At 61.8% G+C, this 15,013-nt stretch carries 15 protein-coding genes; 8 read left to right on the forward strand and 7 right to left on the reverse strand.

Annotation, left to right across the window (positions count from 1 at the left end):
- Position 1 precedes the first annotated feature (1 nt).
- Complete coding sequence (locus BLO80_RS01680; RefSeq protein WP_092326699.1) at positions 2-910, reverse strand: LysR family transcriptional regulator; 909 nt, start codon at positions 908-910, stop codon at positions 2-4.
- Positions 911-995: 85 nt separating this feature from the next.
- Between BLO80_RS01680 and BLO80_RS01685 the strand changes: the two genes are divergently transcribed.
- Positions 996-1,919, forward strand: a complete 924-nt coding sequence (locus BLO80_RS01685) for a carbon-nitrogen hydrolase family protein (RefSeq protein WP_092326701.1) — start codon at positions 996-998, stop codon at positions 1,917-1,919.
- 1 nt (position 1,920) lies between these two features.
- On the opposite strand, the gene BLO80_RS01690 is transcribed toward BLO80_RS01685, so the two are convergent.
- Positions 1,921-2,391 (reverse strand): LEA/WHy family protein, encoded by a 471-nt coding sequence (locus tag BLO80_RS01690; protein ID WP_092326336.1) that lies wholly within the window; start codon positions 2,389-2,391, stop codon positions 1,921-1,923.
- A gap of 164 nt (positions 2,392-2,555) precedes the next feature.
- Between BLO80_RS01690 and BLO80_RS01695 the strand changes: the two genes are divergently transcribed.
- The 4 genes from BLO80_RS01695 to BLO80_RS01710 all read left to right on the forward strand — a co-directional run bounded on the left by BLO80_RS01695 (position 2,556) and on the right by BLO80_RS01710 (position 5,501).
- Positions 2,556-3,272, forward strand: coding sequence for a helix-turn-helix transcriptional regulator (locus BLO80_RS01695; protein ID WP_092326338.1), 717 nt, complete (start codon positions 2,556-2,558; stop codon positions 3,270-3,272).
- 51 nt (positions 3,273-3,323) lie between these two features.
- Positions 3,324-3,665 carry a nuclear transport factor 2 family protein gene (locus BLO80_RS01700; RefSeq protein ID WP_092326339.1) on the forward strand — a complete coding sequence of 114 codons (342 nt, stop codon included), beginning with the start codon at positions 3,324-3,326 and terminating at the stop codon, positions 3,663-3,665.
- Between the two features lie 162 nt (positions 3,666-3,827).
- Complete coding sequence (gene zapE, locus BLO80_RS01705; protein WP_092326341.1) at positions 3,828-4,949, forward strand: cell division protein ZapE; 1,122 nt, start codon at positions 3,828-3,830, stop codon at positions 4,947-4,949.
- 57 nt (positions 4,950-5,006) lie between these two features.
- Complete coding sequence (locus BLO80_RS01710) at positions 5,007-5,501, forward strand: GNAT family N-acetyltransferase (RefSeq protein WP_092326342.1); 495 nt, start codon at positions 5,007-5,009, stop codon at positions 5,499-5,501.
- Positions 5,502-5,525: 24 nt separating this feature from the next.
- Here BLO80_RS01710 and BLO80_RS01715 read toward each other — a convergent pair whose 3' ends face one another.
- Positions 5,526-7,265 carry a phosphoethanolamine transferase CptA gene (locus BLO80_RS01715; RefSeq protein ID WP_092326344.1) on the reverse strand — a complete coding sequence of 580 codons (1,740 nt, stop codon included), beginning with the start codon at positions 7,263-7,265 and terminating at the stop codon, positions 5,526-5,528.
- Between the two features lie 374 nt (positions 7,266-7,639).
- Positions 7,640-7,813, reverse strand: a complete 174-nt coding sequence (locus BLO80_RS29825) for a DUF6026 family protein (RefSeq protein ID WP_013693491.1) — start codon at positions 7,811-7,813, stop codon at positions 7,640-7,642.
- Positions 7,814-8,064: 251 nt separating this feature from the next.
- On the opposite strand from BLO80_RS29825, the gene gnd reads away from it, so the two are divergent.
- The 3 genes from gnd to BLO80_RS01730 are packed head-to-tail and all read left to right on the forward strand — an operon-like array spanning position 8,065 to position 11,404.
- Positions 8,065-9,069 (forward strand): phosphogluconate dehydrogenase (NAD(+)-dependent, decarboxylating), encoded by a 1,005-nt coding sequence (gene gnd / locus BLO80_RS01720; RefSeq protein WP_256574091.1) that lies wholly within the window; start codon positions 8,065-8,067, stop codon positions 9,067-9,069.
- Positions 9,066-10,586: a glucose-6-phosphate dehydrogenase gene (gene zwf / locus BLO80_RS01725; protein WP_092326347.1), complete on the forward strand. Its 1,521-nt coding sequence runs from the start codon at positions 9,066-9,068 to the stop codon at positions 10,584-10,586. Before gnd ends, zwf begins: the two co-directional genes overlap by 4 nt.
- Positions 10,583-11,404, forward strand: a complete 822-nt coding sequence (locus tag BLO80_RS01730) for an HAD family hydrolase (RefSeq protein WP_092326349.1) — start codon at positions 10,583-10,585, stop codon at positions 11,402-11,404. Before zwf ends, BLO80_RS01730 begins: the two co-directional genes overlap by 4 nt.
- Positions 11,405-11,554: 150 nt before the next feature.
- Here BLO80_RS01730 and nhaB read toward each other — a convergent pair whose 3' ends face one another.
- The 3 genes from nhaB to BLO80_RS01745 all read right to left on the reverse strand — a co-directional run bounded on the left by nhaB (position 11,555) and on the right by BLO80_RS01745 (position 14,893).
- Positions 11,555-13,057, reverse strand: a complete 1,503-nt coding sequence (gene nhaB / locus BLO80_RS01735; RefSeq protein ID WP_092326350.1) for a sodium/proton antiporter NhaB — start codon at positions 13,055-13,057, stop codon at positions 11,555-11,557.
- 95 nt (positions 13,058-13,152) lie between these two features.
- Positions 13,153-14,442 carry a hypothetical protein gene (locus tag BLO80_RS01740; RefSeq protein WP_092326352.1) on the reverse strand — a complete coding sequence of 430 codons (1,290 nt, stop codon included), beginning with the start codon at positions 14,440-14,442 and terminating at the stop codon, positions 13,153-13,155.
- Positions 14,443-14,626: 184 nt separating this feature from the next.
- Complete coding sequence (locus BLO80_RS01745; RefSeq protein ID WP_013693488.1) at positions 14,627-14,893, reverse strand: hypothetical protein; 267 nt, start codon at positions 14,891-14,893, stop codon at positions 14,627-14,629.
- Between the last annotated feature and the right edge of the window lie 120 nt (positions 14,894-15,013).

Below are 15,013 nucleotides of genomic sequence, written 5' to 3' on the forward strand. Positions count from 1 at the left end.
CTCAGGCAAACGTCGCGCTAATGGCCTCGCGCACCTTGAGCACTGCCGGATCCATTTGCGTGTGGGTCCGCCAGCCCAGTTCGATGGGGTAGCGGGGCAAGGCCAGGGGGCAGGGCAGCAAGGCCAGGCCGCTGAGGTCGGCGATGGCCCGGGCGGCGTGGGCCGGAATCGTCGCTACGGCCTGGCTGCCCTTGAGCAGGAATGGCAGCGCGGCAAAGTGGGTGGTCGAGGCACAGACTCGCCGACTCAGGCCAAGCCCGGCCAATCCTTCGTCGGTGATGCCGATGAAGCCCCCCGAAGACACCAGCAGATGCTCGCGGGCCACGAACGCCTCCAGACTGAGGGATTGTTGGCCATGCGTCAGGCTCGCCGGGTCCAACAGGCAGGCGTAATCGCCTTCACCCAATACCTGGCGGCTGAGCAACCGCTGGGCGAAACCACCCGCCGTGATCGCCAGGTCGAGATCGCGCTCCATCAAGGCCCGGCCGACGATCTGGCTGTGGGTCTGACGGAAAATCAAGCGCAGGCCCGGCGCACGTCGGGCCACTTCGTCGATCAGGCGCCGCCCATGGGCAATCTCGAAATCATCCGACAGGCCGATGATGACCGAGCGGCCGTCATAGTGGCTGGCATCCGGGTCGACCATCGCCAGGCTCTGGCGACATTTGTCCAGGGCTTCGCTGATCACCGGTTTCAGCTGGTTGGCCCGCAACGTCGGTGCCAGACCCCGGCCCGTGCGCACGAATAATTGATCGTCATACAACCCCCGGAGCCTGCGCAATGCGGCGCTGATGGCCGACTGGGTCACGCCCAGGCGCACGGCGGCGCGGCTGGCGCTGGATTCGTCATGCAGGGCTTCGAAAGTCTTGAGCAGATTGAGGTCGATGTCGGCGATATTCATGAGACTCATATCATTTAGCAGCATTCGGGGCTTTATTCATGATCGGCCGCTCCTTGAGAATCAGCAACACCTGATGATCAAGGAGTTGAAAACCATGCCCAAATCCATTGTGGCTGCCCTGCAGATCGGTTCGTTGCCTGGCGGCAAGGCCGAGACCCTGGCGCAGATCCTTTCCTACGAAGACGCCATTCGCCAGGCCGGCGCACGCCTGGTGGTGATGCCTGAAGCGTTGCTCGGTGGCTATCCCAAGGGCGAGGGGTTCGGGACGCAACTGGGTTACCGGCTGCCGGAGGGGCGTGAAGCGTTCGCCCGCTATTTTGCCAACGCCATTGATGTGCCCGGCGTAGAAACCGAAGCGCTGGCCGGGCTGTCGGCGCGTACCGGGGCGAGCCTGGTGCTGGGCGTCATCGAGCGTGTCGGCAGCACCCTCTATTGCACCGCGCTGTATTTCGAACCCGATACGGGCCTGGTAGCCCGGCACCGCAAGTTGATGCCCACCGGTACCGAGCGGCTGATCTGGGGCAAAGGCGACGGTTCGACCTTGCCGGTGATCGACAGCCAGGTTGGCCGGGTCGGCGCGGCGGTGTGCTGGGAAAACATGATGCCGCTGTTGCGCACCGCGATGTACGCCAAGGGGGTGGAGGTCTGGTGTGCGCCCACGGTGGATGAGCGGGAGATGTGGCAAGTGACCATGCGGCATATCGCCCACGAAGGGCGTTGTTTTGTGGTCAGTGCCTGTCAGGTCCAGGCCTCGCCGCAGGCGCTGGGTATCGATGTCGCGCACTGGCCGGCCGAGCGGCCGCTGATTGCCGGTGGCAGCGTGATTGTCGGGCCCATGGGCGATGTGCTCGCCGGGCCGCTGAAAGACACCGCCGGGCTACTGACCGCCGAAATCGATACCGATGACTTGGTGCGGGCGCGCTACGACTATGACGTGGTCGGGCACTACGCCAGGCCGGATGTGTTCGAACTGGTGGTGGACGAGCGCGCCAAGCCTGGCGTGCGCTTCATGGCATGATTCACCACGTCGCCGCGGAGCCCGGCAGTTCGAGGGTCCCGCGGTCGACGAAGCGCATGGTACCGAACACGCCGCCGGCGAGTTTGCCCTTGAGCACATAGGGCAGGTTGTCCAGGCTTTGGGTCTGGCTCAGGCCCAGAGTCTGGCGCAGCACGGAAAACGCCGAAATGCTCACCGGGACGCTCAGGATCGCTTCGGAAAAGCGCGGGATCGAGCCGGTCTGGTCACTGACCCCTGTCGCCAGCGTACGGCCATTGACCTCCAGGTCCAGCGCCACGCCGTTGTAGTCGATGGCGGTTTCGTTGGGGTTCTGCACGCGCAGTTTCACGGCGAAGCGCACCTCCAGGCCCTGGTTGGGCAACGGTTCGATGCCGACCACGTTGATGTTCAGCGGGTCACGGTTCGGGAAGAGAGCGCAGGCGCTGAGGCTGAGCAGGATCAGGAATACGGAAAGGCCGAGGATTCTGCGCATGGATTGACTCTCAAAGAATGAAAAAACCGGAAGCGATTGAGCACGATACGCCACAGGTGCCCCCCGGCAACCAACGAACCCTGGCTCATAGACAGAGGCTCCTGACAGTTTCTGACACCAGCCTCTGCTAATCTGCGCCATCTTTTCTTTGCGGACAGTCCTTCGTGTCGCGTACCACTCGGCTGCTCACTTTGCTGCAAGTCTTGCGGGGCAAGCGTTGCCCGGTCACCGCTGCGACGTTGGCGGGTGAACTGAATGTATCCGAGCGCACCTTGTACCGCGACATTGCTGAGCTCACGGCCCTCGGCGCGCCGATCCAGGGCGAGGCGGGCATTGGTTATGTATTGCGCAGCGGCCTGTTCCTGCCGCCACTGATGTTCACCGCCGATGAAATCGAAGCCATCGTGCTGGGCTTGCGCTACGTGGATCAGCGCGGCGACGAGGTGCTGGGCAAGGCGGCCGCCGACGCCCTGGCGAAGGTCGCCGCCGTGCTGGCCCCGGATGTGCGGGACGCGTTGCGCAACCCTACGGTACTGCCTGGCCCGCCGGGTTATGGCTATCCGCAGAACACCGTGGAGCTGAATGTCTATCGCCAGGCCATTCGTGCCCAGGCCAAGCTGCACATCGACTACGCCGACGTGAACAAGACCCCGAGCCAACGCCTGATCTGGCCGCTGGCCCTGGGCTTTTTCAACGAGGCGCGGGTGGTGGTGGCCTGGTGCGAATTGCGCGGCGCCTACCGGACCTTTCGCACCGACCGGATTGCCTCGGCCACCGAGCAGGGCGAGCGGTATCCGGGCCGGCGCAGCGATTTGTTGCGGGACTGGTTTGCGTTGATGAAGTTGGACGAAACCGGGCGTTTCACTCCTGACAAAAACTGACACAACGCTGTTCTAGCATGGTGCCAGATCGATAAAACAAGGAGCCGTACCATGTCCAATCCCGTCTCTTCCCTGGCCCCGGCCATCGCCGGCTACATCGCGGCTGCCAATGCCCGTGACAGTTCGGCGGTGACGCGTTTTTTCGCCGAGGATGCCAACGTGTTCGATGAAGGCCAGCACCGCGTTGGCACCCAGGCCATCGCCCAATGGATGGAAGACACCGCCCAGCGACTCCAGCCGCGGGTGGAAGTCCTCAATGTGCAGCAACGCACTGGCAAGGTGCTGGTGCAGAACCTGATTTCCGGAACATTCCCCGGCAGCCCGCTGGAGTTGCGTTATACCTTCCGGCTCGATGAGCAGGGCAAGATCAGTCGGTTGGATATCTCAATCTAAAGTTCCGTACCCAGGTCTGTGGGAGCAAGCCTTGCTCCCACAGGGCATGCTTCCACAAGACCTTGCTCCTACAGATAAACCCCACGCCACCGTTCTACGCAGGGTTCCTGCAATCGCCCGCCATGGCATACTCCCCACCTTCGTTTTCCGGACCCGGGCCGTATGACTTTCGACTCCCCCTTGACTGCCTGGCAGCATGCCATCGAACACCACGGCTTCGTCCAGGACGAGGCCCAGGAATTGGCCATCATGGCGCTGGAGCAATGCCACCAGGCGTTGCACGAAGGGCGCAAGTCGATCAAGGGCGTTTATCTCTGGGGCCCGGTGGGGCGTGGCAAGACCTGGCTGATGGACCGCTTTTATGAAAGCCTCAAGGTGCCGGCCCGCCGTCAGCACTTCCATCATTTCATGGCGTGGGTGCACCAGCGTTCGTTCCAGCTCACCGGCACGCCGGATCCTTTGCAGGCCCTGGCCCGGGAGTTGAGCGCAGAAGTGCGGGTGCTGTGTTTCGACGAGCTGTTCGTCAACGACATCGGTGACGCGATCATTCTGGGGCGCTTGTTCCAGGTGATGTTCGAGCTGGGCATGGTGATGGTGAGCACCTCCAACCTGCCACCGGAAGAGCTCTATGCCAACGGCCACAACCGTGAGCGTTTCCTGCCGACCATCACCGCGATCAAGAAACACATGCAGATCGTGCCGGTGAACGGCTGGCAAGACCATCGCCAGCACCCAGGCCAATTGCAGCAGCGTTACTGGCTGCGCGATCCCGGGCAGCCCGATCCGCTGGGCGATGTCTTCAACCTGTTGACCGCCGGGCAGGTGCCCAGCCGTGCGCCGATTGACGTGGGCCATCGTCGGCTTGAACCGTTCCAGGCCAGCGATACGGTGCTCTGGAGCCGTTACGCCGACCTGTGTGAGCAACCGTTCTCGGCGCTGGATTTCATGGCGCTGTGCGACCGCTTCAGCATTATCCTGCTCAGTGATGTGCCCTGCCTGAGCGCCGAACAGCGCGAGGGGCGCATTGCCCGTGGCACCGAGGACGGCGTCGAGCGGGTCGTGGCCGGTGACCGTGAGTTGCCGCAGTTATCGGTCCACGACGACGGCGTACGACGGTTCATCGCCCTGGTCGACGAATGCTACGACCGCAAGGTTCCGTTGTACCTTTCGGCTGCGGTGCCAATGGATGAGTTGTACACCGAGGGCTATCTGCAATTCCCGTTTCGCCGTACGCTCAGTCGCCTCCAGGAAATGCAAATGCAACGTTTTGGTCAGCCAGCCTGACCTGTATCCCGCCGACGGCGTCGAGCCGCCGGTACTACCGAAGTGAGATGGAAGGTCATGGAAGAAGCCAAGGACATCCTTGTCCTGCAAGCCAGCTACACCAACCCGATCCACGCCGAAGCGATCTGTCATGTGCTCAACGGCTATGCGCAGGACCCGATGGGCGGAGGGCATCCGTTGCCGGCCGAAGTGCTGTTGCATCTGCCCGAGGAGTTGGCCAAGCGTCCTCATGCTTTCAGCGTGCTGGCTTTCGTCAATGGCGAACCGGCGGGGCTGGTCAATTGTTTCGAAGGTTTTTCAACCTTTGCCTGCCGGCCTTTGGTGAACATCCACGACGTGGCGGTGATGCCGGAATTTCGCGGCCTCGGGTTGAGCCAGAAGATGCTGCAGAAGGTCGAGGATATTTCCCGCCAGCGCGGTTGCTGCAAGATTACCCTGGAAGTGCTCCAGGAAAATGCCGTGGCACGGGGCAGCTACGCCAAGTTTGGCTTTGCCCCTGGCATGTTCGACCCTGCCCACGGCCCTATGCAGTTCTGGATCAAGCCCCTGTAAAAGCGGGCCTCCGGTCAGTTTCGGTTATTTCTGCACGACTTCGGCCAGTGGCGCCTTGGGCTGCATCAGGCTGAAGTCGATCAGGGCCTTGCGTGGGGTTTGATACGGGTTGCCGATCAGCAGCGGGCGGGCCTTGAAGTCATCGCTGACCAGGCTCTTGCTGCGGTCCAGCTCGTCAAAACTCAAGCCGGCCAGGTCCGCCCAGGTGTGGATCAGGTGTGAACTGCTGTAGGGCCGTGACAGGTCGCCGGCAAAGTTCCAGTCATGGTTTTCGCGCCACTTGGGCGAAGCCCAGGCCATGAAAGGTATGGTGTACATCGGTGCGGTCGGTTTGCCTTCGTTACGACCCAGCGTGCCGTGTCCCGGCGAGTCGAACACGTCTTCGCCGTGGTCCGAGAGGTACAGCAGGAAGCCGTTGGGATCGGTCTTGGCGTAATCCTTGATCAGGCTGGACACGACAAAGTCGTTGTACAGCACGGCGTTATCGTAGCTGTTGTAGGTCGGGACCTGATCATCACGCAGGCCCGCCGGTACGCCCTGGCGGTCAGTGAATTTGTTGAACGTCGGTGGATAGCGGTACTGATAGCTCATGTGGGTGCCGAGCAGGTGCACCACGATCAGCTTGCGCGGGGCGCTGTCGGCCAAGGCCTTGTTGAACGGCTCGATCACGTCGCCATCGTATTGTGCGGCATTCTGGTTGCGGTTGTTGTTCAGGTACACCTGTTCGTCGGCCTGTTGGGAAAAGGTCGTGAGCATGGTGTTGCGCTTGGTCATGGTCTGCTGGTTGGTGATCCAGAAGGTCTTGTAGCCGGCCTGCTTCATCATGCTGACCAACGATGGGGTACTCAGGTACAGGTCTGGATTCTCCTCGTCGGCGAACGTCAGTACCTGCTGCAGCGCTTCGATGGTGTAGGGGCGCGGGGTGATGACATTGTCGAACACCGAAAGCTGGTCCTTGAGCTTGTCCAGCTCCGGCGTGGTTTCCCGCGGGTAACCGTACAGGCTCATGCGCTGGCGGTTGGTGGATTCGCCGATCACCAGCACCAGGGTGGCCGGCTGTTCTGCCATGGCATCCTTGAGATTGCTCAGGGGCGCAATCTTGCTGGCGCTGTGGAGCATGCCTTGCATGTTTTCCAGCTGTTCACAGTAGCGACGATAGGCCACCAGCATCTGCCACGGCACGGCCGGCTCGATGCGATCTTCGAACTTCTCCAGGCCACCGGCGAAACTGCCGGTGCGCTGGGTCTGCTTGACCAGCGGATAACCGACCACCGCGAGCACGATGACCGCGGCCGCCACCCAGGCTTGTCCCCGGGGCAGGTACACCGGACGCAGGCGGGTCCAGAGCCAATAGCCAACGACGGTGTGGGCCAGGAACGCCGCCACCATCCACCAGGCAAAATACTGGGTCAGGTACTCGCCGGCTTCAGACACGTTCGATTCGAACATGATGAAAATGACGCTCTGGGAAAATTCCTGCTGGTAAATGAAGAAGTAGCCCAGGCTGGCCATGGAGCAAGCCCACAGCACCACGCCGATCAATGCCGCGAGCAAGCGTGTACGGGCGGGGAAGAGCAGCAGGGGAGCGAGCCACACCGCACTCATCACGAACGCTTGGCGAAAGCCGGTGAAACCGGAGGTGTCGCTCAGCAGGATGAGCAGTTGGGTGATACCCGAGAAGTACCAGAAGAACAGAAACAGCCAGCCAAGTCCGGCCCAGTCGAAACCTTTCGCAGTCGTTTTGCTGCGTTTGAACAAGCTCATCAAGCGCTCCAGCCTTATATCGACGAAGCTGTCGGCACCGGATGGGTGACCGCAGGCCTGCGCCGAACAACCCTAAAGGCGGGGAGTATCACGAGCCGGTTGTGAAAACTTTGTGAGTTTTTCGGATACAAAATGCATGTGAGGTGCGAATGCACCTGTGGCAAGGGGATTTGTCTCTAGAGGCGGGACCTGTGGGAGCAAGGCGTGCCCGCGATAGCCGCGCCGCGGTCGTACAGCTGAACCGCGTTATCGTTCATCGCGGGCAAGCCTTGCTCTCACAGATAGAATGCTCGCCGCTAGCGGGCACGGCAGGACTTACATGGAAGTGACACTGTTTGACCAGCGTCACTTCTTCGACTGTGCCTCTGGAGCGGTTACCGAGCCAAGGACTGGCTCTGGTGGGACAGCTGTGCGTGTTGCAGCTGCATGCGCAACTGCGTCACTTCATCGAGCAGCAGATCGCGTTCTTCCTTGAGTAGGCGCAATTCATCGCGACGAATGGTCACATAAAGGGTTTGGGGAGGACGTGCGGTAACGACAGGGCCCATTGCTCACCTCGCAAATGGCGTACATCAACTATAGAGATGTCGCCATGATTTGGTCGACACCTCTACTATCGGCGCCGATTCTGATTTCTTTTGCTTGTGATTGGAACTTTTTTATTTTTCATGGTCGGCTGTGTCTTGGGCCGGATCTTGAGCGTTATCCCTTGTGGTCGCTCGAATTACCCGGAAACTATGCAGCAATGCTCTGGACTAACCTCCATTAGTCGATAGTGTTAAATCTTTGACACACCTTTATTTGTAGTAGGGAGCATCAGCACATGCAACTCGGGATCATTGGACTGGGCCGCATGGGCGGCAATATTGCGCGGCGCCTGATGCTCAATGGGCACGCCACCGTCGTCTATGACCGCAATGCCGCTTTTGTCGAAAACCTGCGCCAGGAAGGCGCCACGGGCGTCGCGGACCTGCCGGCGCTGGTCGCCGGCCTGGAAAAACCACGGGCGGTCTGGGTCATGCTGCCGGCCGGCGCCCCCACCGAAGACACCATCAACGTTCTCAGCGAACTGCTCGAGCCGGGCGACGTGATCATTGACGGCGGTAACACGTATTACAAGGACGACATCCGTCGCGCCCAGGCCCTGTCGGAAAAAGGCCTGAGCTACATCGATGTCGGCACCTCCGGCGGTGTTTGGGGCCTGGAGCGCGGTTACTGCATGATGATTGGCGGCGAGGCCGAGGTGGTGAAGCGCCTGGACCCGCTGTTCGACAGCCTGGCGCCGGGCATGGGCGATATCCCGCGCACCCGTGACCGCAAATCCGACGATGACCGTGCCGAACGTGGCTACATCCACGCGGGCCCGGCCGGTGCGGGGCATTTCGTGAAGATGATCCACAACGGCATCGAATACGGCATGATGCAGGCCTTCGCCGAGGGCTTCGATATCCTCAAGACCAAATCCAGCGAAAGCCTGCCACCGGAGGAGCGTTTCGACCTGAACGTGGCCGATATCGCCGAAGTCTGGCGTCGCGGCAGCGTGGTGTCGTCCTGGTTGCTGGACTTGACCGCCGACGCGTTGGCCAGCGATCCGAAACTGGACGGCTTTTCCGGTGAAGTCGCCGACAGTGGGGAAGGGCGCTGGACCATCGAGGCCGCCATCGAGCAAGCAGTGCCGGTTCCGGTCCTGTCCAGCTCGCTGTTCGCCCGTTTCCGCTCGCGCCAGCAAAGCACCTACGGCGACAAAATGCTCTCGGCCATGCGCTTCGGCTTTGGCGGCCACGTGGAGACGCCGAAAAAATGACCTCGATCGCCAGCAAATCCAAGGCAGAACCCGCGCCGCCGACCACGTTGTTCCTGTTCGGCGCCCATGGCGATCTGGTCAAGCGCCTGCTCATGCCGGCGCTTTACCACCTCAGTCGCGACGGTCTGCTGGATGATGGGCTGCGCATCGTCGGGGTTGACCACAACGCCATCAGCGATGTGGATTTTGCCAAGAAACTCGAAGATTTCATCCGTAACGAAGCGGCGAGCAAGGGCGGTGATGCCGACCGCGCGCTCGACCCGGCGCTGTGGGCCAAGCTGGCCCAGGGCATCAGCTACGTCCAGGGTGATTTCCTCGATGACGACACCTACCAGGCGCTGGCGGCGAAAATCGCCGCCAGCGGCACCGGCAACGCGGTCTTCTACCTGGCGACCGCGCCGCGCTTTTTCAGTGAAGTGGTCAGCCGCCTCGGTGCGGCCGGGCTGCTTCAGGAGCAGGAGGGGGCTTTCCGGCGGGTGGTGATCGAAAAACCGTTCGGTTCCGACCTGCAAACCGCCGAAGCGCTGAACGCCTGCCTGCTCAAGGTCATGAGCGAGAAACAGATCTATCGCATCGACCATTACCTGGGCAAGGAGACGGTGCAGAACATTCTGGTCAGCCGTTTTTCCAACAGCCTGTTCGAGGCGTTCTGGAACAACCACTACATCGACCACGTACAAATCACCGCCGCCGAAACCGTCGGCGTGGAAACCCGTGGCAGTTTTTATGAACGCACCGGCGCCCTGCGGGACATGGTGCCCAACCACCTGTTCCAACTGCTGGCGATGGTGGCCATGGAGCCGCCTGCGGCGTTTGGGGCCGACGCGGTGCGTGGGGAAAAGGCCAAGGTCGTCGGGGCGATCCGGCCCTGGTCGGTGGAACAGGCCCGCGCCAACTCGATCCGCGGCCAGTACACCGCCGGTGAAGTCGCTGGCAAGGCGGTGACCGGTTATCGCCAGGAGGCCAACGTCGCCGCCGACAGCAACACCGAGACGTACGTAGCCCTCAAGGTCATGATCGATAACTGGCGTTGGGTGGGCGTACCGTTCTACTTGCGTACCGGCAAGCGCATGAGCGTGCGCGACACCGAGATCGTCATCTGCTTCAAGCCGGCGCCTTACGCGCAGTTTCGCGACACTGAAGTCGACGAACTGCAACCCACGTACTTGAGGATCCAGATTCAGCCCAATGAAGGCATGTGGTTCGACCTGCTGGCCAAGCGGCCGGGGCCGGCGCTCGACATGGCCAATATCGAATTGGGCTTTGCCTATAAGGACTTCTTCGAAATGCAGCCGTCCACGGGTTACGAAACCCTGATCTACGATTGCCTGACCGGTGACCAGACTCTGTTCCAGCGCGCCGACAACATCGAAAACGGCTGGCGCGCCGTGCAGCCGTTCCTCGATGCCTGGCAGCAGGACGCAACGGTCCAGCCCTACAAGGCCGGCGAAGATGGCCCGGCGGTCGCCGATGACTTGCTGACCCGCGACAATCGCGTCTGGCATGGCCTGGGATGAGTGATCTGATGAAGCGTCCCATCCGATTTTTACTCAGCGACATGGACGGCACACTGCTGCTGCCTGATCACAGCATCAACCAGCGCACCATCGCCGCGGTTCGCGCATTGCGTGAGGCCGGTGTGCTGTTCAGCCTCGCCACCGGGCGGCCGCCGCGGGCGATGTTGCAGCAGATCGAGGCCCTGGGCGTCGACCTGCCCACGGCGGCGTTCAATGGCGGCACGCTGGTTCATCCCGACGGCAGTTTCCTCGCTGTCCATTACCTGCCGCCCGAGGCTGCACTGACCACCCTGGCGCTGTACGCCGATCAGCCGGGCATCGAAGTCTGGGTATTCGCCGATGGCGACTGGCTGGTGCGCGACGCCCACGGGCCGATGGTGCCGGTGGAGACGCGTGGCCTGGGCTACCCGCCGGTCGAAGTCGAGAGTTTCGAGCCTTACCTGGAGCGGATCGACAAGATTGTCGCCACCAGTGCCAACACCGACTTGCTGGTGGAGCTGGAGGCTCGGCTGCATCCGCTGCTCAAGGGCCAGGCCCAGGTGTCGCGTTCACAACCGATCTACCTGGATGTGACGGCGATGAAGGCGAACAAAGGGGAAGCGCTGTCGACCCTGGCCGCCTTCCTCGACGTGCCGCTGGAGCAGACCGCGGCCATGGGCGACGGCGGCAACGACCCGGCGATGTTTCATCGGGCGGGATTATCGATTGCCATGGGCCAGGCGGAGGAAGCGATCAGGCGCCAGGCGGATGTGGTGACCGCCGCCGTGACCGAAGACGGCGCAGCCCTGGCGATCGAGCGGTACATCCTGCCGCGATAGACCGCCCTGGCTTTTGTGGCGAGGGAGCTTGCTCCCGCTGGGGCGCGAAGCGCCCCTCAAACCAGCGAGTCCTATGTGTCAGGCTTCAGATTGCAGCGATGAGGGCTGCTGCGCAGCCCAGCGGGAGCAAGCTCCCTCGCCACGGGTTTTCTACAGCCAGTAAGTCACCGCATACCAGCCCAAACCGCCCATCACCACGGTATAGGGCAGGGCCATCCAGACCATCCGGCCATAAGACAGGCGTATCAGCGGTGCGATCGCCGAGGTCAGCAGGAACAGGAAGGCAGCCTGGCCGTTCGGCGTCGCGACGCTCGGCAGGTTGGTGCCGGTGTTGATGGCCACCGCCAGGGTCTCGAACTGTTCGCGGCTCATGTGCCCGGAGATGAAGGCCTGCTTGACCTCGGTGATGTAGATGGTCGCCACGAACACGTTGTCACTGATGGCCGAGAGCAGGCCGTTGGCAATGAACAGCATGCCGGGCTGCTGGTCGGCGGGCAGAGCCAGGACCCACTGGATCAGCGGCGTGAACAACTGCTGGTCGTGAATGACCGCCACCACTGCAAAGAACACCACCAGCAGCGACGTGAACGGCATGGCGTCCTTGAACGCATTGCCCAGCCGATGTTCGTCGGTGATGCCGGTGAAGGCGGTAATCAACACGATGACCATCAGGCCGATCAGGCCGACTTCGGCAATGTGCAAGGCCAGGCAGACGATCAGGATAAGTGCGGCAAGACCCTGGACGATCAGGGCTGCGCGCTGGCGTGCGGTGCGTTCGCGATTGTCCTGCTCAGCGTAATCGGCCAGCACGGTGCGGACGTTGTCCGGCAGCAGCGCGCCATAACCGAACCAGCGCAGCTTTTCCAGGGCCACGCAGGTCAGCAGCCCGGCAACCAGCACTGGCAGCGACACAGGAGCGACTTTCACGAAGAAATCAGCGAAATGCCAGCCCATCTCATGGCCGATCAGCAGGTTCTGCGGTTCGCCCACCAGGGTGCAGACGCCGCCCAGCGCCGTGCCGACGGCACCATGCATCAGCAGGCTGCGCAGGAATGCCCGGAACTGGTCCAGGTCGCCATGGTGCAGCGACGGCATGTCGTGGTCTTCAGCGATGCTGCTGTCCTGGCGTGGATCGTTGCCCGATGCCACGCGGTGGTACACCGAATAAAAGCCCACCGCGGCGCTGATGATCACCGCCGTGACGGTCAAGGCATCGAGGAACGCCGACAGAAATGCCGAGAGAAAGCAGAACATCAAGGCCAACAGCGCCTTGGAGCGCACACCCAGGAGCAGGCGCGAGAACAGGAACAGCAGCAGGTCCTTCATGAAGTAGATGCCGGCCACCATGAACATCAGCAGCAGGATGACCGGGAAGTTATGCAGCAATTCATCGTACAGCGCCTTGGGTGTGGTCATGCCCAACAGCAGGGCTTCGACCAGCAGCAGCCCACCGGGCATCAGCGGGTAGCATTTGAGGGCCATGGCGAGGGTGAAGATGAACTCCACGACCAGCATCCAGCCGGCGACCACCGGGCCGAGGGTCCACAGCACCACGGCATTGAGAATCAGGAAGGTGATGATGCACGCCTTGTACCAGCGCGGGGACTGCCCAAGAAAGTTGTGCGCGAAAGCTTGAGCCATCGAACCGGACATTGGCTGCTCCTTTTAATTAGAAGCGCGCAACTTGCCGTAACAAATGGGGAATATCAAGCGTAGGCATGAATACCGTTCGCCTACGACGAACTGACTCAGGCCCAATACCGCGCAACCACCGCTCGATAATGCCCCTGGAGCGAGTAGCCGCCCACCAGGATTCTGCCATCAGACTGCACCGCAAGGGTGGTGGCGGTGTCCAGGCTGTAGCCGAGTCGAGTGCGAACCCAGCCTTTGCCTTCACCGAAATCCGGATCGAGGCTGGCATCCGGCAAATGCCGGGCGAGCACGAAGTCAGCTTCGATACCGCCGATGGTGGCGCCAGCGGTCACCAGCTTGCCGTCCGGTTGAAGCCGGGCGGCGGTCCACTGGCTGGCGTTGCGCCCGATCGTCATGAGCTGGCACTGGCCCTGGTTGCAATGACGGTCCGGCGTGCCGTCCAGGCGCACCTTCAGGGACAGGCTATGCATCGGATCGCGGCTGCTGCCAAAGGCTTGTAGATCGCCGTTCGCATCCTGAACGATCTGGCTGACCATTGCGCTGTGACCCTGCGCCAGAATCGACAGGAAACCCTCTTCGCCGAAGCTGTCATCGAGCTTGCCGCTGCTGTCATAGCGGGCGATCAAGCCATGCTGGGGCAAGTCAATGGCGCCGCCGACGACAATATGGCCGTCAGCCTGGAGCATCAGGCAGCCGAGCCAGGTATTTTTCAGCGCGCGTCGGACCATCACGAAACCGCGCCCGTTGAACGAGGTATCCAGGGCCCCGTCCGGCAGGAGCCGGATCAGTACGCCGACATGGTCGGACAATTGGTAGTGATGGTTGGCGAGCAAGAGGATCCGGCCATCGGCCTGTACTTGCATGTCGCAGGCCTCGAGCCCAGGCACGCCGGGCGGCAGCCAGGGATCGCGCAGGCCTTGGGAGAGGTGGCCGCAGAGCCGGATGATGTGTCGGCCAGCGTTGCCGAAGTTCTGGACGGCATGGCCCTGTTGATCGAACAGTGCCAGTGCGGGCAGGGTGTGCTCGTTGTTTTCGTAGTGCAGGCCGGACAGCAGGATATGCCCGTCGGGTAACTCGATCACTTTGCCCGCCGTCGCTTCGAAGCCTTGTTCGAACGCACCGATCACGCAGCCATGGCTGCCGAAACCCGGATCGGTCGAACCGTCATGGTTGAGTCGCGCCAGCCCGAATCGGCTGCCATGGGCGGTCTCGATCCTGGCCGCGACCAGGATGCGGTCGGCACGGTCGAGGGCCAATCCGGTGATCAGGCTCGAGGTGCTGCCTTCGAAATGAACCCAGGCTTTGCCGTTGGCGGCAAAGCCTGGGTCAAGTTTCCCGGCGTGGGCCATGGCCGGGGGGAGTTCAACCGCGAACTGATCGAGCATGCCTGCCTCTCCTTGCGTGTCGACCGGCCCGAACGGGCGATGACTGCATGAGGGCAACATTCAATCCCTGAATGTGACAATGCACAACTGTCAGGTACTACAGTTACAGGGGCGATGCGTGCCATAACAATGGCTTTACAACCCAATGCCAAGCCTGCAATCGATAACAGGCTCCAGCGGCGTTTTATTCAGGCATCGACCAGGACTGCAAGGTGTAGCCTTCCTGGCTCAGTTCGGCACGGGCCTGTTTCAACAGATCGGCCAGTTGGACCGGGTCGGTATAGGCGCTGCTTGGAATCTGAGTGCGGCCAATATGGGTATTGGTGCGGTCGATGACGGTCAGGCTGAGTTCGCCGTTACCGTCTTGTGGAGCCCAGGCCACGCATTGGAAAGGACGGAATGCGCGGTCGGCAATCAAAAGAGCTTCGTTGATACGGAGCGGGGCGTTCATGGCATTTTCTCTTAAGTGTGCCCAAACAAATGATGTGCCGTCGGTTGGGCGTACCGTGCGGCTGGTTACTTGTACTGATGTCCCGAACCCGTAGGCGGGTCACACATTATTTAAATAAAT

The organism is Pseudomonas sp. NFACC56-3, assembly GCF_900100025.1.
In the GTDB taxonomy this organism is placed as follows: Bacteria; Pseudomonadota; Gammaproteobacteria; order Pseudomonadales; family Pseudomonadaceae; genus Aquipseudomonas; species Aquipseudomonas fluorescens_AA.